The organism is Streptomyces sp. NPDC058872 (genome assembly GCF_042743065.1).
GTDB lineage: Bacteria > Actinomycetota > Actinomycetes > Streptomycetales > Streptomycetaceae > Streptomyces.
In genome coordinates, this window is record NZ_JBHYMK010000037.1 from 37212 (window position 1) to 61685 (window position 24474).

At 73.6% G+C, this 24474-nt stretch carries 22 protein-coding genes; 11 read left to right on the forward strand and 11 right to left on the reverse strand.

Annotated features, from left to right (window positions below):
- Positions 1-47: 47 nt before the first annotated feature.
- Genes ACFW22_RS22935 through ACFW22_RS22945 form a run of 3 tightly spaced genes read right to left on the reverse strand, consistent with a single transcriptional unit; the run spans position 48 to position 3078 of the window.
- Positions 48-1520 carry a bifunctional RNase H/acid phosphatase gene (locus tag ACFW22_RS22935; RefSeq protein WP_386407726.1) on the reverse strand — a complete coding sequence of 491 codons (1473 nt, stop codon included), beginning with the start codon at positions 1518-1520 and terminating at the stop codon, positions 48-50.
- On the reverse strand, positions 1520-2263 hold the full coding sequence (locus tag ACFW22_RS22940; RefSeq protein WP_386407823.1) for a zinc ribbon domain-containing protein: 744 nt from the start codon (positions 2261-2263) through the stop codon (positions 1520-1522). Before ACFW22_RS22940 ends, ACFW22_RS22935 begins: the two co-directional genes overlap by 1 nt.
- Positions 2260-3078, reverse strand: coding sequence for a Nif3-like dinuclear metal center hexameric protein (locus ACFW22_RS22945; RefSeq protein WP_386407729.1), 819 nt, complete (start codon positions 3076-3078; stop codon positions 2260-2262). The genes ACFW22_RS22940 and ACFW22_RS22945 overlap by 4 nt, the downstream gene beginning before the upstream one ends.
- Positions 3079-3783: 705 nt before the next feature.
- On the opposite strand from ACFW22_RS22945, the gene ACFW22_RS22950 reads away from it, so the two are divergent.
- Positions 3784-4959, forward strand: a complete 1176-nt coding sequence (locus tag ACFW22_RS22950; RefSeq protein WP_386407732.1) for a hypothetical protein — start codon at positions 3784-3786, stop codon at positions 4957-4959.
- Positions 4960-5209: 250 nt separating this feature from the next.
- Here ACFW22_RS22950 and ACFW22_RS22955 read toward each other — a convergent pair whose 3' ends face one another.
- Genes ACFW22_RS22955 through ACFW22_RS22965 form a run of 3 tightly spaced genes read right to left on the reverse strand, consistent with a single transcriptional unit; the run spans position 5210 to position 8127 of the window.
- On the reverse strand, positions 5210-6151 hold the full coding sequence (locus ACFW22_RS22955) for a 3-oxoacyl-ACP reductase (protein WP_386407735.1): 942 nt from the start codon (positions 6149-6151) through the stop codon (positions 5210-5212).
- Between the two features lie 11 nt (positions 6152-6162).
- On the reverse strand, positions 6163-7239 hold the full coding sequence (locus ACFW22_RS22960) for a Zn-dependent alcohol dehydrogenase (protein ID WP_386407738.1): 1077 nt from the start codon (positions 7237-7239) through the stop codon (positions 6163-6165).
- A gap of 33 nt (positions 7240-7272) precedes the next feature.
- Positions 7273-8127: a MaoC/PaaZ C-terminal domain-containing protein gene (locus ACFW22_RS22965; protein ID WP_386407741.1), complete on the reverse strand. Its 855-nt coding sequence runs from the start codon at positions 8125-8127 to the stop codon at positions 7273-7275.
- Positions 8128-8402: 275 nt separating this feature from the next.
- Here ACFW22_RS22965 and ACFW22_RS22970 point away from each other — a divergent pair, with 275 nt between their 5' ends.
- The 4 genes from ACFW22_RS22970 to ACFW22_RS22985 are packed head-to-tail and all read left to right on the forward strand — an operon-like array spanning position 8403 to position 11838.
- A complete protein-coding gene (locus tag ACFW22_RS22970; protein ID WP_386407744.1) occupies positions 8403-9314 on the forward strand; it encodes an ATP-binding cassette domain-containing protein in 912 nt (303 codons plus the stop codon).
- Positions 9311-10033: an ABC transporter permease gene (locus tag ACFW22_RS22975; RefSeq protein ID WP_386407747.1), complete on the forward strand. Its 723-nt coding sequence runs from the start codon at positions 9311-9313 to the stop codon at positions 10031-10033. The genes ACFW22_RS22970 and ACFW22_RS22975 overlap by 4 nt, the downstream gene beginning before the upstream one ends.
- 24 nt (positions 10034-10057) lie before the next feature.
- Positions 10058-11236 (forward strand): sensor histidine kinase, encoded by a 1179-nt coding sequence (locus ACFW22_RS22980; protein WP_386407750.1) that lies wholly within the window; start codon positions 10058-10060, stop codon positions 11234-11236.
- Positions 11233-11838 carry a response regulator gene (locus ACFW22_RS22985; RefSeq protein ID WP_386407752.1) on the forward strand — a complete coding sequence of 202 codons (606 nt, stop codon included), beginning with the start codon at positions 11233-11235 and terminating at the stop codon, positions 11836-11838. The genes ACFW22_RS22980 and ACFW22_RS22985 overlap by 4 nt, the downstream gene beginning before the upstream one ends.
- Here ACFW22_RS22985 and ACFW22_RS22990 read toward each other — a convergent pair.
- Entirely contained in the window at positions 11835-13031 is a 1197-nt protein-coding gene (locus ACFW22_RS22990; RefSeq protein ID WP_386407755.1) for a lipid-transfer protein, read from the reverse strand. The two genes, ACFW22_RS22985 and ACFW22_RS22990, sit on opposite strands and share 4 nt — an antisense overlap.
- Before the next feature lie 26 nt (positions 13032-13057).
- Complete coding sequence (locus tag ACFW22_RS22995) at positions 13058-15226, reverse strand: acyl-CoA dehydrogenase (RefSeq protein ID WP_386407758.1); 2169 nt, start codon at positions 15224-15226, stop codon at positions 13058-13060.
- Positions 15227-15742: 516 nt separating this feature from the next.
- Here ACFW22_RS22995 and ACFW22_RS23000 point away from each other — a divergent pair.
- The 5 genes from ACFW22_RS23000 to ACFW22_RS23020 all read left to right on the forward strand — a co-directional run bounded on the left by ACFW22_RS23000 (position 15743) and on the right by ACFW22_RS23020 (position 20021).
- Complete coding sequence (locus ACFW22_RS23000) at positions 15743-16150, forward strand: DUF4259 domain-containing protein (protein ID WP_386407761.1); 408 nt, start codon at positions 15743-15745, stop codon at positions 16148-16150.
- 102 nt (positions 16151-16252) lie between these two features.
- A complete protein-coding gene (locus ACFW22_RS23005) occupies positions 16253-16885 on the forward strand; it encodes a class I SAM-dependent methyltransferase (protein ID WP_386407764.1) in 633 nt (210 codons plus the stop codon).
- Positions 16886-16977: 92 nt separating this feature from the next.
- Positions 16978-17880, forward strand: coding sequence for an N-acetylmuramoyl-L-alanine amidase (locus tag ACFW22_RS23010; RefSeq protein WP_386407767.1), 903 nt, complete (start codon positions 16978-16980; stop codon positions 17878-17880).
- Between the two features lie 103 nt (positions 17881-17983).
- Positions 17984-18838, forward strand: a complete 855-nt coding sequence (locus ACFW22_RS23015; RefSeq protein WP_386407770.1) for a hypothetical protein — start codon at positions 17984-17986, stop codon at positions 18836-18838.
- A gap of 172 nt (positions 18839-19010) precedes the next feature.
- Positions 19011-20021 carry an LLM class F420-dependent oxidoreductase gene (locus ACFW22_RS23020; protein ID WP_386407774.1) on the forward strand — a complete coding sequence of 337 codons (1011 nt, stop codon included), beginning with the start codon at positions 19011-19013 and terminating at the stop codon, positions 20019-20021.
- A gap of 217 nt (positions 20022-20238) precedes the next feature.
- Here the strand turns inward: ACFW22_RS23020 and ACFW22_RS23025 are convergent, their stop codons facing one another.
- The 3 genes from ACFW22_RS23025 to ACFW22_RS23035 all read right to left on the reverse strand — a co-directional run bounded on the left by ACFW22_RS23025 (position 20239) and on the right by ACFW22_RS23035 (position 23565).
- Positions 20239-21327, reverse strand: a complete 1089-nt coding sequence (locus ACFW22_RS23025) for a prenyltransferase (protein WP_386407777.1) — start codon at positions 21325-21327, stop codon at positions 20239-20241.
- The gene (locus ACFW22_RS23030; protein ID WP_386407780.1) at positions 21324-22085 is read right to left on the reverse strand and encodes a class I SAM-dependent methyltransferase; all 762 of its coding nucleotides are present in this window, start codon (positions 22083-22085) and stop codon (positions 21324-21326) included. Before ACFW22_RS23030 ends, ACFW22_RS23025 begins: the two co-directional genes overlap by 4 nt.
- Positions 22086-22221: 136 nt before the next feature.
- Positions 22222-23565: a glycosyltransferase family 4 protein gene (locus ACFW22_RS23035; protein ID WP_386407783.1), complete on the reverse strand. Its 1344-nt coding sequence runs from the start codon at positions 23563-23565 to the stop codon at positions 22222-22224.
- Positions 23566-23792: 227 nt separating this feature from the next.
- Between ACFW22_RS23035 and ACFW22_RS23040 the strand changes: the two genes are divergently transcribed.
- Positions 23793-24416, forward strand: a complete 624-nt coding sequence (locus tag ACFW22_RS23040) for a TetR family transcriptional regulator (protein ID WP_386407786.1) — start codon at positions 23793-23795, stop codon at positions 24414-24416.
- Positions 24417-24474: the final 58 nt, after the last annotated feature.

Below are 24474 nucleotides of genomic sequence, written 5' to 3' on the forward strand. Positions count from 1 at the left end.
GGTACGGACCGGGGGCGGCTCGCCACTCCTTTCGCCCCCTCAGCCCCTCAACCCCGCAGGTGCGAGGTGTCGTTGAGGAGCCGCACGGAGGCGTTGCCGTCGGCGTAGTAGGCCACGGCGGAGATCGAGGCGGCCGACAGCTCCATCCGGAACAGCGACTCCGGCGGGGCCCCGAGCGCGAGCCGGACCAGGGTCTTGATCGGCGTGACATGGGTGACGAGGAGGACGGTGCGGCCCGCGTACCCGGCGGTCAGCCGGTCCCGGGTCGCAGCAACGCGGCGGGCCACGGTGGCGAAGCTCTCGCCGCCACCGGTCGGGGTGGCCTTCGGCGAGGCCAGCCAGGCGTCCAGGTCCTCCGGGTAGCGCTCCCTGACCTCGCCGAAGGTGAGGCCCTCCCAGGCGCCGAAGTCGGTCTCCCGCAGGCCCTGTTCGACGCGCACGTCCAGGCCGAGCCGGGCGGCGACGGCGGCGGCGGTTTGGCGGCAGCGGGCGAGGGGCGAGCTGATGATCTCCTGGACGGTGCCGCGGGCGGCGAGTGCCGTCGCCACGGCCTCGGCCTGGCGCAGCCCGGCGGCCGACAGGTCGGGGTCGCTCCCCCCGCTCCCCGAGAACCGCTTCTCGGGAGTGAGCGCGGTCTCCCCGTGCCGCAGCAGCACGAAGGTCGCCGGAGCCCCCATGTCGGGGCCGCTCCAGCCCTGTCGGGGAGCGGCCGTGTCCCCGGGCCGGGCGGACGGTGCGACGGACGGGTGCCCCTTCGGGGCCAGGACGCCGGCCTCGGCCTCGAAGTCCCCCGAGGCTCCTGCCGCCGGGATCGGGGCGGTCTCCGTGACCGCGAACGGGCCGCCGTCCGGTTCCTCGCCCTGATCGGTGGTCGGGGGCGTCGGTCCCGACGCGGCGCCCGGCCAGCTGCCCGGGCCCGTACCGCCGGGGCGCCGGCCCGTCCCGTCCGGAGACGTCGCCGCACCGGAGGCCGCCGTGGCCAGGGCCGCGCGGGCGCGGGCCGCGCCCGCGGTCGCATCGCCCGGAGGGCCCGCCGGGGGCAGGGCCGCGGCGTTGCGGGCGGCGGAGGAGTCCAGGGCGGCCGTGGAGGCGGACGGTTCCCACTGGCGGCCGCGCTTGCCCGCGTCCATGGCTTCGTTCGCGAGCCGGTCCGCGTGCTTGTTGCGCTCACGCGGGATCCACTCGTAGCGGACCCGGCCGGCCGGGAAGACCCGTGCGGCCTCGGCCGCGAGCGGCTTCATGTCCGGATGCTTGATCTTCCAGCGGCCGGACATCTGCTCGACGACCAGCTTGGAGTCCATCCGGACGTGGACGGCGGCGTCCGGGAACAGCTCCCGCGCCGCCTTGAGACCGGCCACCAGCCCCTTGTACTCGGCGACGTTGTTCGTGGCCACTCCGATGTACTCGGCGGCCTCCGCGAGCGTCTCGCCCGTCGCCGGGTCGAGGACCACCGCCCCGTACCCGGCAGGTCCCGGATTGCCCCGGGAACCTCCGTCGGCCTCGACCACGAGTTCGCGCATTACAGGCCGGACTCCGCGGTGCGGACCAGGATCCGACGGCAGTTCTCGCAGCGCACGACCGCGTCCTTGGCCGCGGCCCGGACCTCGTTCAGCTCGGTGATGTTGAGCTCGATGTGGCAGCCCTCGCACTTGCGCTGGTAGAGCCGGGCCGCGCCGACGCCGCCCTGTTGCTCGCGCAGCTTCTCGTAGAGCTTGATCAGGTCGGCGGGGACGGAACCCGCGACGAGCTCCCGCTCCTTGGCGACGGAGGCGGCCTCGACGTCCAGCTCGGCCTGGGCGGCGTCGCGGCGGGCGGCGGCGTCGTCGGCCTTGGCCTGCACGGCGGAGACCCGCTCGGTCAGCTCGGCGAGGCGCTCCTGGACCGCTTCGCGGCGCTCCATGACCTCCAGGACGACCTCCTCCAGGTCGCCCTGGCGCTTGGCGAGGGAGACGATCTCGCGCTGGAGGTTCTCCAGGTCCTTAGGGGAGGAGACGGAGCCCGAGTCGAGCCGCTGCTGGTCGCGCGCGGCGCGCTGGCGGACCTGGTCGACGTCCTGCTCGGCCTTGGTCTGCTCGCGGCCGCAGTCGCTCTCCTCGGTCTGCGCGGCGACGAGCAGGTCGCGCAGCTGGCTGAGGTCCTTGGTGAGCGACTCGATCTCGGCGTGCTCGGGCAGGGCCTTGCGCTTGTGGGCGAGCTGCTGGAAGCGGACGTCCAGGGCCTGGACGTCGAGGAGGCGGATCTGGTCGGCGGGCGCGGCGTTCAGTTGGGGGCTCCAGGAGAGGTGTGGTGGAAGGACCAGGGGTCGGTGACCGTCTTCGAGACGTGGACGCGGAGGTCCCAGCCGTGGCGGTCGGAAATCTCGTCGAGCTGCGCGGCGGCCTGCTCGCACCAGGGCCATTCGGTGGCCCAGTGGGCGGCGTCGACCAGCCCCAGCGAAGAGCGCTGGACGGCCTCGGAGACCGGGTGGTGCCGCAGGTCGGCAGTGAGGAAGGCGTCCACGCCCGCGGCCCGTGCGGCGTCGAAGAGGCTGTCGCCGGAGCCGCCGCTGACGGCGACGCGCCGGACCGTCATGCCCGGATCTCCGGCCACCCGGATGCCCTGTGCGGTCGCCGGCAAGCGCTTCGCGGCGCGGGCGGCGAAGTCAGCGAGGGTCTCGGGACGGTCGAGTTCGCAGATCCGACCGAGGTTGTTCTCGGGGACGAGGGGGCCGACGACCCGGAGGTCGAGCGCGCCGGCGAGGGCGTCGGAGACTCCGGGCTCGGCCGTGTCGGCATTGGTGTGCGCCACGTGGAGGGCGATGTCCTGCTTGATGAGGGTGTGCACGACCCGGCCCTTGAAGTGGCCGGCGGCGACCGTCGTCGTGCCGCGCAGATAGAGCGGATGGTGGGTGACGATCAGGTCGGCGCCGAGGGCGACGGCCTCGTCGGCGATCTCCTGGACGGGGTCGACCGCGAAGAGGACGCGGGTGACCTCGGCGTCGGGGTCGCCGCAGACGGTGCCGACGGCGTCCCACGACTCGGCTCGCTCTGGTGGCCAGAGGGCGTCGAGCTCGGCGATGACTTCAGACAGACGGGGCACGGGGGAAAGGCTACCTGCCCGCTGCGCCCCACCGTCCTGGCCTGTGGATAACCCGGCTGCCGGGGCCGGGCGTCGCCCCGGCGGCCCTCCCCCACCGCCCCGCGCGCGGATCCGCACGGAGCCGACGCGCGGACACCGCCCCGGAACGACGCACGGGCGCCGCCCCGGGAAGCGGAAGCGATGCCGCCGCAGGGGCTCCGCAAGGCCCCGGAGCCCCTCCACGGGGGAGCGCGCGCCCTCCGGAAGCGTCCGAAAAGGGTCCGGGGCGGCCGGCCCGGGCCCCTTCAGCGCCTTTCCGCGCCTCCTGCCGGGGCCATTCGGCCTACAACCCCGACGGCGCACGACGAGGCCCCTGGGAGGGGAGTGCCGGCGCGTCCGAAGCCGGCGGACCGCCTCCGGGGCGCCACGACGGGGGCGCCGCCACCCCCGGCCCCTCGGGGGCGTTCGCGCGGCGAGCGGCAGTGGAGTCCTCGCCGGTGGAGGGAGCGGAGGGCCCCTCGCCGGGACCGAGGCGCCCGTGATCGACCCGAGCGCCGGACTTCCCTTAGGTTCGCCTTGCCTTACCCTCGCGGATCACTCCAGCACACCTGCTCGTTCCCCCTCAGTCGAACTGCCGCAGGGCCACCCTTATGTGTGAAGTGGCCCTGCTCGTGTTGTTCGGCTGGAAGTGCGAAAACTAGCTTCGTGGCCGGAGGTGACGAGTCGATGACAGCGTGTGCCATCGAGACCACGGCCGAGGACGACGACCGCGCCGGGCAGCCCGGCGGGGACGCCGGCCGGCCGACGGGGTTGACGATCACGGCGAACGGCGCGTACGCGGCCCGGCTCGCGGGCGCCGGGGACGCCCTGTACGTGGAGAGGTGGACCCTCGACGGTCCGGAGCCGTACGCCGTGCCGCTCCCCCTCGACCAGCCGGAGGAGTCCGGCGCCCAGCTGCTGCCCCTGGCCGACGGCCGGGTGCTCGTCGCCCGCCGCGTGGACGGACGGCGCACCACCTTTTCGCTGCTCTACCCCACCGGACCGGCCACCGGTGAACTCCCGCTCGGCGCGGTGGAGGCGCCCGGCTCCGAGCACCTGGTGCTGCTCCCCCCTTCGCCGGACGGCATCTGCGCCTATGCGATGTGCGTCGGTCCCGACACGACGACGCTGTGGCTGGTCGCGGGCGGCGCCTTCGGCCCGGAGCGGATCGCGGAGGTGAAGGGTCGCTGCACGGGCGGGGTGTGGCTCGACCGCACGGGTCGGATGCTCGCGCTGGACCGACGGCTCGACGAGGGCCCGGTGAAGGCCGTGGCCGTCGATCTGGAGCGGGGCGGTGAGGTGACGCCGCTGCTGCAGATCACCGAGGAGAGCAACGACCGGCTGCTGCTCGCGGACCCGGACAGCGGACTGCTCCTGATCCGCTCCGACGCGCCGTCGGCGGGGCACGACCGGCTCGGCTGGGGCGTACTGGGAAGCCTGCTGCCGGTGCGCTTCCCGGACTGCCTCCGGCTCGACGACGCGACGGTGACGCCGTTCGCGGTGCAGCCGGATCAGGTGCTGGTGCCGGAGGGCTGCGCGGTGGCGCTGCGGATCGACGCCGCCGGTGGCAGCTGGGTGGGCACCTGGCGGCCCTCGTCCCGCCGGATGGTCCAGCAGGCCGCGCCCCAGGGGTGGCTGGCCGGATCCGGGCTCTGGACGCCCGAGGGGGTGCTGCGGCTTCCGTATGCGACGGCCGAGGTGCCGTGCGGGCTGGCCGGCCTGGAGGTCCCCCGGGAGCCCGAACCGGAAACCGGCCAGGAGCCGGAGCCGCCGACTGCTGCTGCTGCTGCGGAGGAGCCCCGGGTGTGCCGCCCGGTGCCTTTGCAGCAGGCTCCGCTGACGGACAGTAAGCCCGCTGGTTAGACTCACTGGCCGCACAGCAAGAGCGATATGTACGGGGTGAGTTCCACCATGTCGGAAATCAGCACGGAAGGCACGGAGCCGCGCGGCACCGGAAAGCACCGTGGAGAGGCGTCGCCCGCGGAGGAGTCCACGTCCTCGCCGCACGGCCGGCACCGTCGCGAGGGCGATGCCCCCGCGCGGTGAACGAGGACAGGAGCAGGGCCCCGGGGACGTCCCCGGGGCCCTGCTCCTTCCCCACCGTTCCCCCGGCTCACCCCTTCTTCAGGCCCAGCACCTCCGTCGCCGCAAAGGTCTCGCCCGCCGGGCGGGACGCGTAGTGCGGGGTGAGGAGGGAGTCCAACTCCTCGTAGGTGAAGGCCTCCTTGGCCGCGTCGAACTTGGCCGACACCTTCGGCCGGTCCACGACCGCCACCATCCCGCCGTGCACGACGAGCAGTTGCCCGTTGACCCCGGACGCCGCCGGGGACGCCAGGTAGCCGACCAGCGGCGCCACGTGGTCCGGGGACAGCGGGTCGAGCTCCCCCGTCGCCGGCTCCCCGAAGCCGGCGAAGACGTCCTCGGTCATCCGGGTCCTGGCCCGCGGGCAGATCGCATTGGCCGTCACCCCGTACCGGGCCAGCGCAGCCGCCGTCGAGGTCGTCAGACCGACGATGCCGCCCTTCGCGGCCGCATAGTTGGGCTGGCCCGCGGAGCCTGCGAGGAAGGCCTCCGACGAGGTGTTGACGATCCGTCCGTAGACCCCGGGCTCCCCCGCCTTGGCGCGCCCCCTCCAGTGCACCGCTGCGAAGTGGGTGGTGTTGAAGTGGCCCTTGAGGTGGACGCGCACGACCGAGTCCCACTCGTCCTCGCTCATCGAGAAGACCATCCGGTCGCGCAGGATGCCCGCGTTGTTGACCAGCACGTCGAGCTTCCCGAACTCGGTCACCGCCAGGTCGACCAGGGCCCCCGCCGTCTCGAAGTCGGAGACGTCGCCCAGGTGCGCCACCGCCCGGCCGCCCGCGGCCCGGATCTCCGCCGCGACCTCCTCGGCGGGTGCGGCGGAAGCCTCGCCCGAGCCGTCGCGGCCGGGCTGCCCGTAGTCGTTGACCACGACGGAAGCGCCCAGCCGGGCCAGTTCCAGGGCCTCGGCGCGGCCGAGACCGCGCCCGGCACCGGTGACGATCGCGCTCAGTCCTTCGAGCGGACGGGACATCGCGGCTCTCCTCAGATCTCGATGCAGGTGCGGAGGGCGGCGCCCGTGCGCATCTGCTCCAGGGCTTCGTTGATGCCCGCCAGGGGCACCCGGTGGGTGATCAGCGACTCCAGGTCGATGCGGCCCGCCCGCCAGAGGGCGATGGCCCGCTCGTACGAGCGGAGCACGTCCCCGCCCCCGTACATGGACGGCAGGATCCGCTTCTCGTCGAAGAACAGCTCGAACATGTTCAGCTGGAGGAAGTCGTCGAGGGCGCCCGCGCCGACGACGCAGAGGGTGCCGCCGCGCCGGGTTGTCTCGTAGGCGGTGCGGGCGGTGGCGGACTTGCCGACGACCTCGAAGACGTAGTCGAAGCCCTCGCCGCCGGTGATCCGCTGCTTGGCGTCGGCGAGGGCGTCCGGGGCGACCGCCTCGGTGGCGCCGAAGCGGAGGGCGGCCTCGCGTCGGGACTCCACCGGGTCGACGGCGACGATCTGGGCGGCGCCCTGGAGCCTGGCCCCCTGGATCGCGGAGATGCCGACGCCGCCGCAGCCGAGCACGGCGACCGACGCACCCGCCTCCACCTTGGCCGTGTTGACGGCGGCACCGAGTCCGGTCGTGACGCCGCAGCCGATGAGGGCGGCGACGTCGAAGGGCACGTCGTCGGGGATGGGGACGGCGCAGCCCGCGTCGACGACGACCTCCTCGGCGAAGGTGCCGGTGCCGGCGAAACCGAAGACGTCGCCACCGGGGCGCTTGAAGTTGGGCGTGCCGGCGTTCATGAAGCCGGCGAGGCAGAGCTGGGTCTGGCCCCGCTTGCAGGCCGGGCAAGCGCCGCAGGCGGGCAGCCAGCAGAGCAGCACCCGCTGTCCCGGGGCGAGTCCGGTGACCCCGTCGCCGACGTCGAGCACCTCGCCCGCGCCCTCGTGGCCGGGCACGAAGGGGGCGGGCTGCGGCAGGACTCCGCTCATCGCGGAGACGTCGGAGTGGCACAGACCGGTGGCCCTCACCCGGATCCGCACCTTGCCGGGGCCGAAGCCCACCGCCTCGACGTCATCGAGGACTTCGAGTTTGTCCTGGCCGATCTCGTGCAGTACGGCTGCGCGCATGGTGCGGCTCCCTCCGGGACGGATGGACGGGATCTACGAGTGTTCGACGAGGGTGTCGGCGAGCACCGGGGCGTCGTCGCGCTCCACCGCCGTCACCGCCACTTGGACGCGGTCGTCCCCGGTCCACATCCGGATGCGCAGGGTCTCGCCGGGGAAGACCACTCCGGTGAAGCGGGTGCGGTACGAGCGGACCCGGGTGACGTCACCGCCGAGCGCCGTGTCGACGACCGCCTTGAGGGTCATGCCGTACGAGCAGAGTCCGTGCAGGATCGGCCGGTCGAAGCCGGCGAGCCCGGCGAACTCCGGGTCGGCGTGGAGGGGGTTCCAGTCCCCGGAGAGCCGGTAGAGCAGGGCCTGCTCCTCGCGGATCGGCCGCTCGACGGTGACGTCGGGCTCCCGGTCCGGCAGCGCGAGGCGCTCGGAGGGACCGCGGTCGCCGCCCCAACCGCCCTCTCCCCGTACGAAGATCGAGGCGTCGCTCGTCCACAGCGGGCCGTCCTCGTCGGCGGCCTCGGCGCGCAGGACGAGCACGGCGGCCTTGCCCTTGTCGTAGACGGCGGCGACGCGGGAGGTGGAGACCGCCCGGCCACCGGTGGGGAGGGGGCGGTGCAGGGTGATCGACTGGCCACCGTGCAGCACGGCGGCGAGGTCGACGTCGATGCCGGGGGCGGAGAGTCCGCCGACCACTCCCATGCCGGCGCCCGCGACGGTGGCGAAGCTGGGCAGGACGTGGAGCCGGGACTCCAGGGTGTAGCGGAGCTCGTCGGGGTCGGTCGCGGGCACGCCGGCCCCGAGACCCAGGTGGTAGAGCTGGACGTCCTTGTGGCTCCAGGAGATCTCGGCGCTCCGGGGTTCGGCCTCGACGGCCTTTGCGGGGTCGATGGGCATCGGGCTGCTGCTCCTCGTGGCGGTGGAGACCCCGGTGCGGCCGTCCGCACCGTCGGCCGCACCGAGGCCGTGCGGGGACCGTCCCGTACGCGGCCGTTCTAGAACGCGTTCTAGGTCGGTGGACCCCATGTATAGCCCAGCCGGGAAGAGTTGTGAACCCTCCGGGAGAGCCGCAACTGACGATACGTCAGACAAGGCGGCCGGGACATTTGTCACGGCCGGGTCCGTACGTCCGCGCCTGCCGGACCGGGGCCCCGCTCCGTAGCGTCGTGGCCATGAAGAACGAGACAGTGGTCGCCTGCACCGGAGTCACCCGGTCCTTCGGACCGGTCCGCGCCGTCGACGGCATCGACCTCACGCTCCGGCGCGGCGAGACCGTCGCCCTGCTCGGCCGCAACGGCGCCGGCAAGTCCACCACCATCGGCCTGCTGCTCGGCCTCGACGAGCCGGACGGCGGCGAGGTGCGGCTCTTCGGCGGCGACCCCGCCCGCGCCGTCGCCGCCGGCCGCATCGGCGCGATGCTCCAGGAGGGCCACGCGGTCACCCGGGTCACCGTCCGCGAACTCGTCGCCTTCGTCGCCCGGACCTACCCCGCGCCGCTGCCGGTCGACGAGGCCCTGGCCCTCGCCGACCTGACCGAACTCGCGGACCGCCGGGTCGACCGGCTCTCCGGCGGCCAGGTCCAACGGGCCCGGTTCGCCGTCGCCCTCGTCGGGAACCCGGAGCTGCTCGTCCTGGACGAGCCGACGGCCGCCCTCGACGTCGAAGCCCGCCAGACGTTCTGGGACTCGATGCGCAGCTACGCCCGGCGCGGCAACACGATCCTCTTCTCCACGCACTACCTGGAGGAGGCCGATGCGAACGCCGACCGGATCGTCGTCATCGACTCGGGCCGCGTCGTCGCGGACGGGACCGGCGAGGAGCTCAAGCGCGCGGCCGGCGGCAGCCTCGTCTGCTTCGACCTGGCCGGCGCCCGCAGCGAGGACCTCTTCCGGCTCCCCGGGGTGACGTCCGTCGAAATCCGCGGCGACCGCGCCCGGCTCCGCAGCGACGACTCCGACGCGACCGTCCGCGCACTCGCCGCACGCGACGCGATCCGCTCCCTCGAAGTCGCCCCCGTCTCCCTCAACGACACCTTCCTCGCCCTCACCTCGCCCGCCGCCCGCACCCCGGAGACGACCCGATGACCACCGAGTACGTGCGCCTCGAAGTCCGCCGCACCCTGCGCGACACCGGCTTCGCCCTCACCAGCGTCGGCATCCCGGTGATGATGTACCTGCTCTTCACCAATCTCGGCGGCCAGGACGGGGGCGCCTGGAAGGCGACCGCCATGGTCGGGATGGCGGCCTACGGCGCGCTCGGCGCGGCCCTGTCGGTCGGCACCGGCGTCGCCGAGGACAAGTCGTCCGGCTGGCTGCGCCAACTGCGGATCACACCGATGACCCCGCGCCAGGTCGTCACCGGCCGGGCCCTCACCGGCTCGGTGGTGGTGCTCCCCGCGATCGTCGCCGTGCTCCTCGCCGGCGGCCTGCTCAACGGGGTCAGGCTGGCGGTCTGGCAGTGGGCCGCGGTGGCCGGCGTGCTCTGGCTCGGTTCCCTCCCCTTCGCCCTCCTCGGCATCGGCAACGGTTACCGGCTCACCGCACAGACGACGGGCGTCGTGAACGTCGCCTGCAACCTGGGCCTCGCGGTGCTGGGCGGCCTCTGGTTCCCGGTCGAGCTCTTCCCCGGCTGGCTGCGCTCCCTCTCCTCGTACACCCCGACCAATCGCTTCGCCGAGCTCGGCGTCTCGGTCTCCGGCGGACACGCTCCGGGCGCGGCGGCACTTCTGGTCCTCGCGGCCTGGGCGGCCCTGTTCGGCGGGTACGCGGCGATCTCGTACCGTCGTTCGGCACGGACCGCATAGACAGGCAGGAACGGGGACACGGGGATGCAGGACGTCCGGGGAAGAGCCGGGGGAGGGGCGAGGCGGTGGGCCGGGGAGCGGGTCCGCTGCCTGTGGCAACGGGGGCCGAGCGGTCTGAGCCTCATCCCCTGGGTGCTCATGAGCCTCGGTGCGCTCTCCCACCTCACCAGCGGCGCGGCCCCCCACCCCTGGCTGGGCGGGCTCGGCCTGCTCGCCTTCAACGCCCTCTACGTCGCGATCGTCCTCCGCGCCTTCGACCGACGGCGGCGCGAATCCCTCGCCACCCGGACGCTGCTGGTCGTCTTCGGGGCGCTGACCTTCGCCCTCGCCGTCGGCTACGGCCGCGAATGGCTGCTCCTCTTCCCCCTCGTCGGCCTCGCGGTCGGAGCGGCGGTGCGGGGCCGGGAGCGGCTGCGGTTCATCGTCCCGCCGCTGGTCGTGGCCGTGGGCGTGGTGACCGTCTGGCGCGACGGCTGGGACTCCTTCAGCGTCGTGTACGGCACGCTCATCTCCGTCATGGTGACGTCGGCCATCATCTCCCTGGACGAGACGGTCCGGAAGCTGCACGAGACCCGCGGGGAACTGGCCCGCTCGGCGGTCGAGAAGGAACGGCTGCGGTTCTCGCGCGACCTGCACGACCTCCTCGGCCACACGATGTCGGTGATCGTGGTGAAGTCGGAGGCCGCCCGCCGGCTCGCCCCGCGCGACCTGGACGCGGCCCTGACCCAGGTCGCGGACATCGAGTCGGTGGGCCGGCAGGCGCTGGTCGAGATCCGGGAGGCGGTGACCGGCTACCGGGAGGGAAGTCTCGGCACCGAGCTGGACCGGGCCCGTGACGCACTGGCCTCCGCGGGCATCGAACCGGTGGTGCGCCGCTCGGGCCCGCTGCTGGAGCCGGGGACCGAGGCGCTGCTGAGCTGGGCGGTGCGGGAATCCACGACCAACGCCGTACGGCACAGCGGCGCGTCCTGCTGCGTGATCGACCTCTCCGGCTCCGCCGAGCGGGTCCGCCTCACGGTCACCGACGACGGTCGGGGGCCCGCGGCGGGGCCGCCGGGGAGCGGTCTGCGCGGTCTGCGCGAGCGGCTCGCAGCCGCAGGGGGCACCCTGGACTCGGGACCGGCCCCGCGGGGCGGGTTCCGGGTCACCGTGGAACTCCCCGCGGAGACCCCCGTACAGCACCAGGGGGAGCCCACGGAATGATCAGGCTGCTGCTCGCCGAGGACCAGGGCATGATGCGCGGGGCGCTGGCCCTGCTGCTCGGCATGGAGCACGACATGGAGGTCGTGGCACAGGTCGGGCGGGGGGACGGGATCGTGGACGCGGCGCTCCTCGCCCGCCCGGACGTGGCGCTGCTCGACATCGAACTGCCCGGTCGTTCGGGCCTGGACGCGGCGGCGGAGCTGCGGACCGAGGTCCCTGAGTGCCGGGTGCTGATCCTCACGACCTTCGGCCGACCGGGGTACCTGAGGCGGGCGATGGAGGCGGGCGCGGTGGGCTTCCTGGTGAAGGACGGCCCCGTGGAGGAACTGGCCGAGGCGGTCCGCCAGGTGCTGCGGGGCGAGACCGTCATCGATCCGGCCCTCGCCGCGGCGGCCCTCAGCGCCGGCCCGAACCCGCTGACGAACCGGGAACGGGACGCCCTGGCGGCCTCGGTGGACGGCGCGACGATCGCGGACATCGCCGCCGCCCTCCACCTCTCGGAGTCCACCGTCCGCAACTACCTGTCCTCCGCGATCGGCAAGACGGGCACCCGCAACAGGATGGAGGCGGTGCGGGCGGCGCGGCAGCAGGGGTGGCTCTAGGACTTCCGCAGCAGCGTCACCACGGCCGCCCCGCCCAGGCCGATGTTGTGGGCCAGCCCCACCCGGGCCCCGGCCACCTGGCGGGCCCCCGCCTCGCCGCGCAGTTGCCAGACCAGTTCGGCCGCCTGGGCGAGCCCGGTCGCGCCGAGCGGATGCCCCTTGGAGATGAGGCCGCCGGAGGGGTTCACCACCCAGCGCCCGCCGTGGGTGGTGGCGCCCGATTCGACGAGCTTCCCGGAGGCTCCCTCCGCGCACATGCCGAGGGCCTCGTAGGTGAGCAGCTCGTTGATCGAGAAGCAGTCGTGGAGTTCGATGACGTCGACGTCCTCGATGCCGAGGCCGGAGCGTTCGTAGGCCAGCCGGGCGGCGGCCCGGGACATCGGGCGGCCGACGGCGTCGATGCAGGAGCCGGAGGCGAAGGACTCCTCGGTGTCGGTGGTCATCGCCTGGCCGGCGATCTCCACGGCCCTCCCCCGCAGTCCGTGTTCGTCGACGAAGCGTTCGGAGACGACGACGGCGGCGGCCGCGCCGTCGGAGGTGGGCGAGCACTGGAGCTTGGTGAGCGGCCGGTGGACGGTCTTCGCGGCGAGGACCTCGTCGACCGTGTGGACGTCCTGGAACTGGGCGTTGGGGTTGTTCGCCGAGTGCTGGTGGTTCTTGGCGCCGACGGCCGCGAGCTGGACCTCGGTCGTCCCGTACCGCTCCATGTGCTCGCGGGCGGCGTTGCCGAAGATCTGGACGGTGGGCGGGGACGCCTCGAAGCCGTGGGCGGCGGCCATGACGCCGTAGTGGCGGGCGACGGGAGAGGTCGTGAAGTCGCCGGCCCCGGCTCCGCCGCCGAGCGCGCCCCGCGTCATCTTCTCGAAGCCGAGGGCGAGGACGCAGTCGGCGGTGCCGCCCTCGACGAACTGTCGTGCGGTCATGAGGGCGGTGGAGCCGGTGGCGCAGTTGTTGTTGAGGTTGTAGACGGGGATGCCGGTGAGGCCGAGTTCGTAGACGGCGCGCTGACCGGCGGTGGAGGGCTGGAAGCAGTAGCCGACGGCGGCCTGTTCCACGCGCGCGTAGGGGACGCCCGCGTCGGCGAGCGCGGCCGTGCCCGCCTCGCGGGCCATGTCCCAGTACGGCCAGTCCCGGGTCTCCGGCTTCTCGAACGCCGTCATGCCGACGCCGATGATGTACGCCTTGGTGGTCATCGCGAGTACCCCTCGGTCTCTCGGTCTCAGTCTTTCGGCAGGCCGAGCAGGCGCTCGGCCACGACGTTGAGCTGGACTTGCGTGGTGCCGCCCGCGATGGTGAGGCAGCGGGACATGAGCAGTCCGTGGACGGCCCGCTCGGCGGGGCCTTCGCGCACGGCGCCTTCGGGGCCGTGCAGTTCGAGGCCGAGCTCGGCGAGCTTCTGCTGGTGGACCGTCTGGACGAGTTTGCGGACGCTGGCGCCGGCGCCGGGTTCGAGCCCGGACACCTGGAGCAGGGTGGTGCGCAGGCCGATGCACGCGAGCGCGTGCGCCTCGGCGAGGAGCGCTCCGATCCGCGCGCGCACGGCGTCGTCCTGCGGTCCGGACGCCTCGATGAGCGCTTCGAGGCCGGTGTCGAAGGCGACCTGGTCGGCCATGTGGACGCGCTCGTTGCCGAGGGTGTTGCGGGCGACCCGCCAACCGTCGTCGACCTCGCCGACGACGGCGTCGGCGGGCAGGATCGCGTCGTCGAACCAGACCTCGTTGAAGAGGGAGTCCCCGGTGATCTCCTTCAGCGGTCGGATCTCGATCCCCGGGGTGTTCCGCATGTCGACGAGGAAGTAGGTGAGCCCCCGGTGCTTGGGGGCGGCGGGGTCGGTGCGGGCGAGCAGGATGCCGTGGTGGGCTCCTTGGGCGGCGCTCGTCCACACCTTCTGTCCGTTGATCCGCCAGCGTCCGTCCTCCGTGCGCTCGGCACGGGTGCGGAGGGAGGCGAGGTCGGAGCCGGCGCCCGGTTCGGAGAAGAGCTGGCACCAGAGGCGTTCGCCCCGCAGGGTGGGGCCGAGGTGCTCGGCCTGTTGCTCGGGGCTGCCGTGGGCGAGCAGCGAGGGGACGACCCAGGTGGCGATGCCGAGTCCGGCGACGGTGATTCCGGCCTCGTCCAGCTCCCTCTGGACGGCGAGCTGTTGGAGCGGGCCCGCGCCGAGCCCGTACGGCTCCGGGAGGTGCGGGGCCGCGTAGCCGGTGGGGGCGAGGGCGCGCCGGGCGGCGGCCGGGTCGAGCCCGACGGCGGGGGCGACGGCCGCGCGGGCGGCCCTCCGGTACGCAGCGGCCTCGGGCGGCAGGTCCGTCCGGAGGGCGCGCCGGACGCCGTCGGCGGCGTACCGGAGGGCGGCGAGCCGGTGGTGGTCGCCGGTGCCGAGGAGTTGGCGGGCGACGAGGGCCCGGCGGAGCAGCAGATGGGCGTGGTGTTCCCAGGTGAAGCCGGTGCCGCCGAGGATCTGGATGCAGTCCTTGGCGCAGCCGTAGGCGCTGTCGAGGGCGGTGGCGGCGGCGAGCGCCGCGGTGAGGGAACGGGCCTCGTCGTGGCTGGCGCGGACGGCGTCCCAGGTGAGGGCGCGGGACTGTTCGAGCCGTACGAGCATGTCGGCGCAGAGGTGCTTGACGCCTTGGAAGTGTCCGATGGGGCGGCCGAACTGTTCGCGGGTGCGGGCGTGTGCGGCGGCGGTCTCGACGGCGCGGGCCGCGGTGCCGCAGGCGTCGGCGGCGAAGAGGACGGCGGCCAGGTCCCGGACGAGGGCGGTGGTGGAGGCTGCGGTGAGTTCGCGTTCTGCCGGGACGTGGACGGCGCGGGCGGTGATCGCGGCGGTGGGCCGCGTCGGGTCGGCGCTCTCGTGGGGCCTGACGGCAAGGGTCTCGGCGTCGACGGCGAGCCAGACGGAACCGTCGGCGGTGGCGGCGCGGAGGAGCAGCAGGTCGGCCTGGGCTCCGCCGAGGACGGGGGGTGGGGTGCCGTCGAGCAGGTACCCGCTCGCGGTGCGGACGGCGGTGAGGCCGCCGGTGCCGCCGAGCGCGACGGCTCCGATCCGCTCACCGGCCGCGAGCGCGGACGCCGACTCGTGCTGCCCGACCCGGTGGAGGACCTCGGCGGCGAGCACGGAGGGGAGGTACGGCCCGGGGAGCAGGGCCCGGGCCGCCTCTTCCACCACGACGGCGAGGTCTCCGAGGTCGCCGCCACCGCCGCCGTGCTCCTCGGGCAGGTGCAGCCCCAGGAGTCCCTGCTCGGCGGCTGCGTCCCAATAGACGGGGCGACCGGTGGCGGTGTCGGGGACGTCCAGGTGCTTGCGGACTTCCTCGGGGGGTACGACGCGGGCGAGCCAGCCTCGAACCGATCGGGCCAGCTCCCGCTGTTCGTGCGTGATGGCGATGCCCATGGGCCGCAGACTAGAACACGTTTCATTCTGACGGAAGGTCAGAAACCCCGGAAAAGCCCGCGGGGCGCAGGAGGCCCCCGGGAGGCGGAAGGGGGCCCGCCCTCGGAGCCGGACGCCGAAGACACCGGGCGGAACCCTCGCCGCCCGGAAGAGTCCCGCAGGGAGCCCGAACCCGTCGGCCGTCTGCTCGACCGCACCGCCGAAGCCCTCGCCCGCGTCACGGACGGCACGCTCGGGGAGTGCGGCCCCACCCGCACCGTCCGGCGGGCCCCGCCGCCATCGAGGGCACCGTCATCGAGGGCGGCGGCGCCGGCGGAGCGCCTGGCGGCGGGTCCCCCTCCGTCCTCGGCTCCCGGCGGTCGGGACGGCCGTCGGGACAGCGGCCCGGAGCAGCTACCGCCCGCTCGGGGCCGGGGCGTTGTCAGAGGTTGCTGCCAAGCTGTCGGCACGAGGGGGCGCCCCGCACCGGTGCACGGCTCCCCCGCACGACCGACGCACGGGGAGAGCGAGCACCTCATGGGCACGTGGGACATCGGACACTTCGACAACGACACCGCAGCCGACTTCTCGGCCGCAGTCGACGGGACGCCGGCCGAGGAGCGCGCCGGCGTCCTGCTCGCGTCCTTCCGGACGGTCACCGGGGTCGGCGAGGAGTACCTCGACTCGGACGAGGCCGTGCAAGCGGTCGCCGCGGCGGCCCTCGTCGCGGCACAGTGTCCGGGCGGAGATCCGGTGACGAGCGCGTACGGGCCGAAGGAACCGCTGCCCGCCCTCCCCGTGGAACTGCGCCCGGTGGCGGTGGAGGCCCTCGACCGGATACTCACCGAGCCCTCGGAGCTGCTGGAGTTGTGGGGCGAGACCCGTGCGGTGGGCGAGTGGAAGGCGGGCGTGCAGCGACTGCGCGCGGTGCTTTCGGGCGCATAGCACCGAGAGGGCACTCGGAGGGGAGGACGGTGTGGTTCCGGTGCGAGGGGTAGGGCACGATGGGCGCCCGTACCCGCGTACCCGCCAGTAGGAGGAACCGCCATGCCCGCCGAACCCACTCCCGAGGTCCTTGCCGCCTTCGAGGCGGCCAAGGGCTTCATGCCCGTCGTGGAGGGGCTCGCGCTGTACGACGCGGCCACCGAGGCCGCCCGGCTGGGCCTGCCCCTCCTGGAGGTCGGCACCTACTGCGGACGGTCCACGATCCTGCTGGCCGACGCCGCCCGGCGGGCGGGGACGGTCGCGGTGACCGTGGACCACCACCGGGGCAGCGAGGAACAGCAACCGGGCTGGGAGTACCACGACCCGACCGTGGTGGATCCCGAGGTGGGGCTCATGGACACGCTGCCCACCTTCCGCCGGACGCTCCACGGCGCGGGCCTGGAGGAGCACGTCATCGCCGTCGTGGGCCGCTCGCCGCTGGTCGCGAAGACCTGGGGCGGGCAGCTCGGCCTGGTGTTCGTCGACGGCGGGCACACCGACGAGCACGCCACCCGTGACTACGAGGGCTGGGCGCCGAAGGTCGCCCCCGGGGGACTGCTCGTCATCCACGACGTCTTCCCCCACCCGGAGGACGGCGGTCAGGCCCCCTACCGGATCTACCTCCGCGCCCTGGAGTCGGGCGACTTCGAGGAGGTCTCGGTCACCGACTCCTTGCGGGTCCTGCGCCGCCGCTGACGCACGCGGTGCAGGTCGCCGTTCCAGAACGGTGACGGACCTGCGACGCACCCCTGCGACGTTTCGCCCCGCACAGGGCCTAAAGTCGCGGGGTGCCGTACCACCACCGGAACACCTCCCGCCGTGCCCTCGCCCTCGCCGCCATGGGCTGCTGCGCCGCGCTCACCGGCTGCGCGGCCTCCCAGGCCTCCGCACCCCCGGACGGGAAGTCCGAGACCTCCCTCCGGTCGTCGAGCGCGGACCCGACGCCCCGGACCGAGAGCGGGACGCGGTCCCGGCCGCCCCTCCCCGCCGACGCCACCAGCGGCACGCCGTCGAGCGACTCCCTGGCCGGACGGACCGTCGTCATCGACCCGGGTCACAATTCCGGCAATTTCCAGCACACCAAGGAAATCAACCAGAAGGTCGACATCGGCACGAACCGCAAGGAGTGCGACACCACCGGCACCTCCACCGGAGCGGACTACACCGAAGCCTCCTTCACCCTCGACGTCTCCCACCGCCTGCGGGACCTCCTCGCCGCACGCGGCGCCGAGGTGGTCCTCACCCACGACGGCGACCGCCCGTGGGGCCCCTGCATCGACGAACGGGCCAGGATCGGCAATGCGGCCCGCGCCGACGCCGTCGTCTCCGTCCACGCGGACGGCTCGGCCGTCGGGAACCGCGGATTCCATGTGATCCTGCCCGCACGGGTGCGGGGCGGCTCCGCCGACACGGCGGAGATCGTCGCCCCCTCGCGCGCGCTCGGCGAGCAGATCGCCGGCCGCTTCGCCCTCGCCACGGGCACCTCGCCCGCCAACTACATTGGTTCCGGTACGGGGTTGGACGTCCGCGACGATCTCGGCGGACTCAACCTCTCGACCGTTCCGAAGGTCTTCATCGAGTGCGGCAACATGCGCGACCCGAAGGACGCACAGCTCCTCTCCTCGCCGACATGGCGACAGAAGGCCGCCCAAGGGCTGGCCGACGGCATTGCCGCCTACCTGAAGGGGTAGGACCGGCGGGCGATAGATTCGCTCCGTACCATGGGGCCGCCCCCGTGCCGCGAACCGAGCGCACTCCGACGCGACGACCGACGACCCTACGAAGGACTCTTACGTGAATATCCGCTCCCTCACCCGAGGCGATGGCGTGCTGATCGGTGCAGCGGTGGTGCTGTTCATCGCCTCGTTCCTCGACATCGCCGGCTGCAGCGCCACGGCCGACATCTGCAGCAAGATCGACACCCCGAGCTCCTGGGAGTTCTCGTACCTGGGCTGGGGCTCCTTCTTCCTCGGCATCGCCGGCGCCGCACTGGTCATCGCCTCCCACGCCCTGCCGGAGCAGCGCAAGGTGGCCGGCCTCGAGCTGGGCCAGGTGGGCACCTCGTTCACCATCGCCTCCGCCTGGACCCTGCTCATGTGGATCTTCGAGGCGGACAACGCCGGTGCCGGCCTGATCCTCGGTCTCATCGCCGCACTGATCGCCGCCGGTGCGGCCGTCGCGGGCCCGCTGGTCCCCGCCCTCAAGGCCCCGCTCGTCGGCGCCCCCAAGCCCCAGGCCCCGCAGCCGTACGGCGCGCAGTCCGGCCAGCCGGGTCAGCCGGGCGTCCCCGGCGGCTACGGCTACCCGGGCGCGCAGCAGCCGCAGTACGGCGGACCGCAGAACCCCTCGCAGGGCGCGGGCCAGCCGTTCGGCGGGCAGGCCGCCCCGCAGCCGCAGGCGGCGCAGCAGCCCGAGCCGCAGGCGGCCGCCCCGGCCCCGCAGCCCGCCTCCGACTTCGCGCCGTTCTGGTTCGCAGTGCCGGTCGCGCGCCCGCTGTACGCGGAGGACGGCTCGCAGGCCCAGATCGCCGAACTCGCCCCGGGAACCTGGTACTTGGCGGTCGAACAGCGCGGCTCCGCCCTGGTGGCCCAGACCCAGGACGGCCGCCGCGGCGTCCTGCAGGACACGAGCGGCATCCAGCGCGGCTGAGGGTCGCCCCGCACTCCCTCCGGGCGGACCGGGCTCCCCTCGGAGCACGCCCCGGGACGCCTTCGCCTCCCCCGCCCGCACGGCCCCCCTCCCGGAATCCCTTCCGGGCGGGGGGCCGTTGCCGTACAGTCCCCGCCACGTGACTGACGATCCGTCAGAAAGGACGTGGGGCATGCGGCTCGGACTCGCCCTCGGCTACTGGGGTCGCGGCCCCTCGCCCGCCCACCTCGACCTCGCCCGCGAGGCCGAACGGCTCGGCTACCACTCCGTGTGGACCGCCGAGGCCTGGGGCTCCGACGCCTTCACCACGCTGACCTGGATCGCCGCGCACACCACCCGGATCAAACTGGGGACCGCCGTCGCGCAGATGGCCGCCCGCCCGCCCACCACCACCGCGATGCACGCGCTCACGCTCGACCACCTCTCCGGCGGGCGCGTGCTGCTGGGGCTGGGCCTGTCCGGTCCACAGGTCGTCGAGGGCTGGTACGGGCGGCCCTTCCCCCGCTCCCCCCTGACGGCGACCCGCGAGTACGTGGACGTGGTCCGCCAGGTCCTCCGCCGCGAGGCCCCGGTCAGCCTGCACGGGCGCCACCACTCCCACCCGTACGACGGCCCGGACGGCACCGGCCTCGGCAAGCCCCTGAAGCCGATCACCCACCCCCTGCGGGCCGACGTCCCCGTCCTGCTCGGGGCCGAGGGACCCAAGAACGTCGCACAGACCCTGGCCGTGGCCGACGGTTGGCTGCCGCTCTACTGGACTCCGGAGCGCTGGGCCTCGGTGTACGCGCTGCCGACCCCGCTCCCCGAGGGCTTCGTCGTCGCCCCGATGGTGCGGGCCCGGCTCTGCGGGGACGTGGCGGCCGGACTCCTTCCGGTCAAGGCGATGCTCGGGTTCTACATCGGCGGCATGGGGCACGCGACCCGCAACTTCCACGCCGACCTGATGGGGCGCATGGGATACGGGGAGGAGGCCCGCCGCGTCCAGGAGTTGTTCGCGGCCGGACGTCGCGAGGAGGCCGTCCTCGCCGTCCCGGACGCCTTCGCGGACGAGATCGCGCTCGTCGGCCCACGGAAGCGGATCGCCGCCCGCCTCGACGCATGGCGGCGCGGACCGGTGACGGACCTGCTCGTCACCGCACCGGACCTCGACACCCTCCGCACCCTCGCGGAACTCAACACATAGCTTCATCGGTCGAGTGGAGAAGCGCTGGGCACCTCGTCGACCGCTAAAGGCGCCACGACTCCGCGCGGAACGCTTCTGGGCAAGGCGACACCTCCCTGACGCCGGTGGCGCCGGCCTCGCCCGGGCCCGCCCCGGCCGCCACCGGGGCGACGCCGGACGGGTAGCCCCGGGAGCGCAGGTCGGGCCGCGCTCCCGGGAGGGGCTTGCGAAACCCGGCCTAACCGCAGCAGTCGGGTTCGAGGCCCGAGGGGAGGCGGGCGCCGCCGAAGACGGCGACGGTGGCCTCCTCGCCGCCGAGGGCCGCGACCGCGAGCAGCAGGGAACCGGCGGTCCAGCTGGTCTGCTCCTCGGGCCACACGGCCCGGTCGTCCTCGGTCTCGCCCTCGAAGACGTACCCCGTCCAGTACATGCCGTTCTCGGCGCGCAGGTGCTGGATGTCCTGGAGGATCGTGAGGGCCCGGTCCGACTCGCCCGTCGCCCACAGCGCGAGGGCGAGCTCGCAGCTCTCGCCGCCGGTGACCCACGGGTTCGGGACGACGCAGCGCACTCCGAGGCCGGGGACGACGAACCGGTCCCAGTCGGCCTCGATGCGGGCCGCCGCGTCGGCTCCGGTGACCGCGCCGCCGAGGACCGGGTAGTACCAGTCCATCGAGTAGCGGGACTTGTCGAGGAAGCGCTCGGGGTGCCGGCGGATCGCGTGGCCGAGGGCCCCGGCGGCCAGCTCCCAGTCGGGCTGGGCCTCCTCGCGGACCTCGGCAATGGCGAGGGCGCAGCGCAGCGCGTGGTGGATCGACGAGCTCCCGGTCAACAGGGCGTCGTTCACCGGTGTGCCGCCGGGTTCGCGCTTCCACCCGATCTGGCCGCCGGGCTGCTGGAGCCCGAGGACGAACTCGACGGCCGCGTAGACGACGGGCCACATGCGGTCGAGGAAGCCGTCGTCGCCGGTGGAGAGGTAGTGGTGCCAGACGCCGACCGCGACGTACGCGACGAAGTTGGACTCGCGGTTCCGGTCGGTGACCTGCTGGTGGTCTCCGTCGTGGTAGGCCGCGTGCCAGGAGCCGTCGGCGTTCTGGTGTCGGGCGAGCCAGGCGTAGGCGCGGGCGGCGGCGGCGTGCTCGCCGGCCGCGTCCAGGGCCATGGCGGCCTCGGTGTGGTCCCAGGGGTCCAGGTGGTGCCCGCGGAACCAGGGTATGGCGCCGTCCTCGCGCTGCACGGCGAGTATCCCGGCCACGGTCTGGGCCGCCTGCTCCGCGGTGAGCACCCCGGGCAGGACGAGGTGCTCGGCGATCCGTTCGGGAGGGGTCACCGGGCGTCAGCCTTCGGGTGCAGGTCTCCCCCGGGGAGCGAGGGGGAGTGGGGCTTGGTCGCGTACGCCACGAAGCTCTTGCCGACGACCGGGTTGAGCAGCTGCTCGGCGACCCGGGTGAGGGCGGGCTTCTTCATGATGTCCCAGACCAGGAGCTTGTGGTAGGCGCGGACCGGCAGCGCCTTGTCGTTGTCGACGCCGAAGGCGCACTTCAGCCACCAGTACGGTGCGTGCAGGGCGTGCGCGTGGTGGGTGCCGTACGGCTTGAGGCCGGCCTGCCGGATCTTGGCGAGGAGTTCGTCGGCCTTGTAGATGCGGATGTGGCCGCCCTCGACCTCGTGGTAGGCGTCGGAGAGCGCCCAGCAGACCTTCTCGGGCCCGTAGCGGGGCACGGTGACGGCGATGCGGCCACCCGGCTTGAGGACGCGGACCATCTCGGCGAGCACGCCCTTGTCGTCGGGGATGTGCTCCATCACCTCGGAGATGATGACGACGTCGAAGGACTCGTCGGGGAAGGGCAGGTTGAGGGCGTCGCCCTCCATCGCCGTGGCGGTCGCGCCGGCGGGGGCCTCACCGGCCTCCTTCATGGCCGCGAACCACTTGGCGACCTCCCGGATCTCCTCGGCGTTCTGGTCGAGGGCCACGACCTGGGCGCCGCGCCGGTAGCACTCGAAGGCGTGCCGGCCCGCACCGCACCCCAGATCGAGCACGCGGTCGCCGGGGGCGAGCGGGAAGCGGGTGAAGTCGACGGTCAGCACGAGGTCCTGCTTTCGCTGGTGACGGAGGGTGGGGGGCAGGCGTTCCGTGGGGAGTGCTCCCGGGACGGGCCCTGGCGAGGGGGAACGGGGGGCACGGCCCGCCCGCCGGCCCGCGGCCGGTGAACGGGGCGAACCGTCACCGTGCGCCTCCGCGCCCCCGGGCACCCTGCGCGGCCACCGCCTCGCGGTACAGCTCGGCCGTGCCCTGCGCGGCGCGGGCCCAGGTGAACCGGTCCAGGACCCGGGCGCGGCCCGCGGCGCCGAGTCGGGCCCGCAGGGCGGAATCGCCCAGCACCCGCCCCAGCGCGGCGGCCAGTGCGCCCGCGTCGCCCGGCGGGACGGCCAGACAGGTCTCACCGTCGGCCCCGGCGACCTCGGGGATCGCGCCGCCGGTGGTGGCGACGAGCGCCGTGCCGGTGGCCATGGCCTCGGCGGCGGGCAGGGAGAACCCTTCGTACAGCGAGGGCACGCAGGAGACCTGGGCCGAGCGCACGAGGTCGACGAGCTCGGCGTCGCTGATGCCCTTGACGAACTCGACGGCGCCGTCCAGTCCGTACCGCTCCATGGCCTGGGCGACCGGGCCGTCCTCGGCCCGCTTGCCGACCACGACGAGGTGGGCGTCGGGGTTCTCGGTGCGGAGCTTGGCGAGCGCCTCGATCAGGTGGACCAGGCCCTTCAGGGGGACGTCGGCGCTGGAGGTGGTGACGATCCGGCCGGGGACCTCCGCGACGGACGGGTCCGGGGACCAGAGGTCGGTGTCCGCACCGATGTGGACGACCTCGATGCGGTCCTCGCGGACGCCGAGGTGGTCGACGATCTCCTGGCGGGAGGTGCCGGAGACGGTGAGCACGGACGGCAGCCGGCGGGCGACCCGCTTCTGCATGCCGGTGAAGGCGTACCAGCGGCGGACGGAGGCGCGGCGCTTCCAGTCGGCGGCGGCGTCGAGTTCGAGCTGCCGGTCGACGGTGATGGGGTGGTGGATCGTGGTGACGAGGGGGGCTCCGATGGCCCGCGGGCCGCCGAGGAGTCCGTAACCGAGGGTCTGGTTGTCGTGGACGACGTCGAAGTCGCCGCGGCGGGCGGCGAGCATGCGCCGGGCCCGCAGGGAGAAGGTGAGCGGCTCGGGGAAGCCACCGGTCCACATGGTGGCGACTTCGAGGGCGTCGATCCAGTCCCGGTACTCCTCGCGCTTCGGGGTCCGGAAGGGGTCCGGCGAGCGGTAGAGGTCGAGACTGGCGATCTCGGTGAGGCTGAGCCCGGCGAGGTCGTCGCCCTCGTCGAGCACGGGGTACGGCTGGGAGCCGATGACCTCGACGGTGTGGCCGAGCCGGGCGAGTTCACGGGAGAGGTGACGGACGTAGACCCCCTGCCCACCGCAGAAGGGGTTTCCCTTGTACGTGAGGAGAGCGATCCTCAACGGACAGTCACCGGCCGCGGCGGCGCCCTGTCGGGGGCCTGCCTCTATGGCCTCAGCGGTCATGCGCGACCCCCTTCGAGCGTGCGTTTCGCGGGAGCGTAACCGCTCGCGCTAATCTAGAACAAGTTACAGACTTGATCGTTCTGGATCTTCTTGCCCGTCTTCTTGATCCTTCGAGGAGGACAGAATCTACCGGCAGGTAGCTCCGCGTTGAGAGCCGGAGCAGGTGATTCGCGCCACGACGGCCGCACCGCCATACTGTCGCTCCCCACCGCACGGAACGGGACCCCATGACCGCAGACAACAGGTCGGACCACAGACCCGCGGCGCCGCCCCTCACGGAGCGCCAGGAGGCGCGCCGCCGCCGCATCCTGGACGCCAGTGCCCGCCTCGCAGCACGCGGCGGCTTCGACGCCGTGCAGATGAGGGAGGTGGCCGAGGCCGCCGGAGTGGCCCTGGGCACGCTCTACCGCTACTTCCCGTCCAAGATCCACCTGCTGGTCGCGACCATGCAGGACCAGCTCCAACACCTGCACGGCACGCTGCGGAAGCGACCGCCCGCCGGCACGGACCCGGCCGAGCGGGTCGCCGAGACCCTGATGCGCGCCTTCCGGGCGCTGCAGCGGGAGCCGCAGCTGGCCGATGCGATGGTGCGGGCGCTGACCTTCGCCGACCGCAGCGTGAGCCCCGAGGTCGACACGGTCTCCCGGCTGACGACCGCGATCATCCTCGACGCGATGGGGACCGGGCATCCGACGCCGAGCCAGCTCTCGGCCGTCCGGGTGATCGAGCACACCTGGCACTCGGCGCTGATCACCTGGCTGTCCGGGCGCGCCTCGATCGCCCAGGTGAAGATCGACATCGAGACGGTCTGCCGGCTGATCGACCTGACGGCGCCGGAGCCGACGGCCTGACGGTGCGGCCTGACGGTGCGGTCGGACCGCCTCGCGCCGAGAACGCCCGACCGGCCGC

Coding starts and splice junctions, on each gene's coding strand:
- ACFW22_RS22935 (WP_386407726.1), bottom strand. CDS start 1,520: ATGCGCGAACTCGTGGTCGAGGCCGACGGAGGTTCCCGGGGCAATCCG.
- ACFW22_RS22950 (WP_386407732.1), top strand. CDS start 3,784: ATGACAGCGTGTGCCATCGAGACCACGGCCGAGGACGACGACCGCGCC.
- ACFW22_RS22955 (WP_386407735.1), bottom strand. CDS start 6,151: ATGTCCCGTCCGCTCGAAGGACTGAGCGCGATCGTCACCGGTGCCGGG.
- ACFW22_RS22960 (WP_386407738.1), bottom strand. CDS start 7,239: ATGCGCGCAGCCGTACTGCACGAGATCGGCCAGGACAAACTCGAAGTC.
- ACFW22_RS22965 (WP_386407741.1), bottom strand. CDS start 8,127: ATGCCCATCGACCCCGCAAAGGCCGTCGAGGCCGAACCCCGGAGCGCC.
- ACFW22_RS22970 (WP_386407744.1), top strand. CDS start 8,403: ATGAAGAACGAGACAGTGGTCGCCTGCACCGGAGTCACCCGGTCCTTC.
- ACFW22_RS22975 (WP_386407747.1), top strand. CDS start 9,311: ATGACCACCGAGTACGTGCGCCTCGAAGTCCGCCGCACCCTGCGCGAC.
- ACFW22_RS22980 (WP_386407750.1), top strand. CDS start 10,058: ATGCAGGACGTCCGGGGAAGAGCCGGGGGAGGGGCGAGGCGGTGGGCC.
- ACFW22_RS22985 (WP_386407752.1), top strand. CDS start 11,233: ATGATCAGGCTGCTGCTCGCCGAGGACCAGGGCATGATGCGCGGGGCG.
- ACFW22_RS22990 (WP_386407755.1), bottom strand. CDS start 13,031: ATGACCACCAAGGCGTACATCATCGGCGTCGGCATGACGGCGTTCGAG.
- ACFW22_RS22995 (WP_386407758.1), bottom strand. CDS start 15,226: ATGGGCATCGCCATCACGCACGAACAGCGGGAGCTGGCCCGATCGGTT.
- ACFW22_RS23000 (WP_386407761.1), top strand. CDS start 15,743: ATGGGCACGTGGGACATCGGACACTTCGACAACGACACCGCAGCCGAC.
- ACFW22_RS23005 (WP_386407764.1), top strand. CDS start 16,253: ATGCCCGCCGAACCCACTCCCGAGGTCCTTGCCGCCTTCGAGGCGGCC.
- ACFW22_RS23020 (WP_386407774.1), top strand. CDS start 19,011: ATGCGGCTCGGACTCGCCCTCGGCTACTGGGGTCGCGGCCCCTCGCCC.
- ACFW22_RS23035 (WP_386407783.1), bottom strand. CDS start 23,565: ATGACCGCTGAGGCCATAGAGGCAGGCCCCCGACAGGGCGCCGCCGCG.
- ACFW22_RS23040 (WP_386407786.1), top strand. CDS start 23,793: ATGACCGCAGACAACAGGTCGGACCACAGACCCGCGGCGCCGCCCCTC.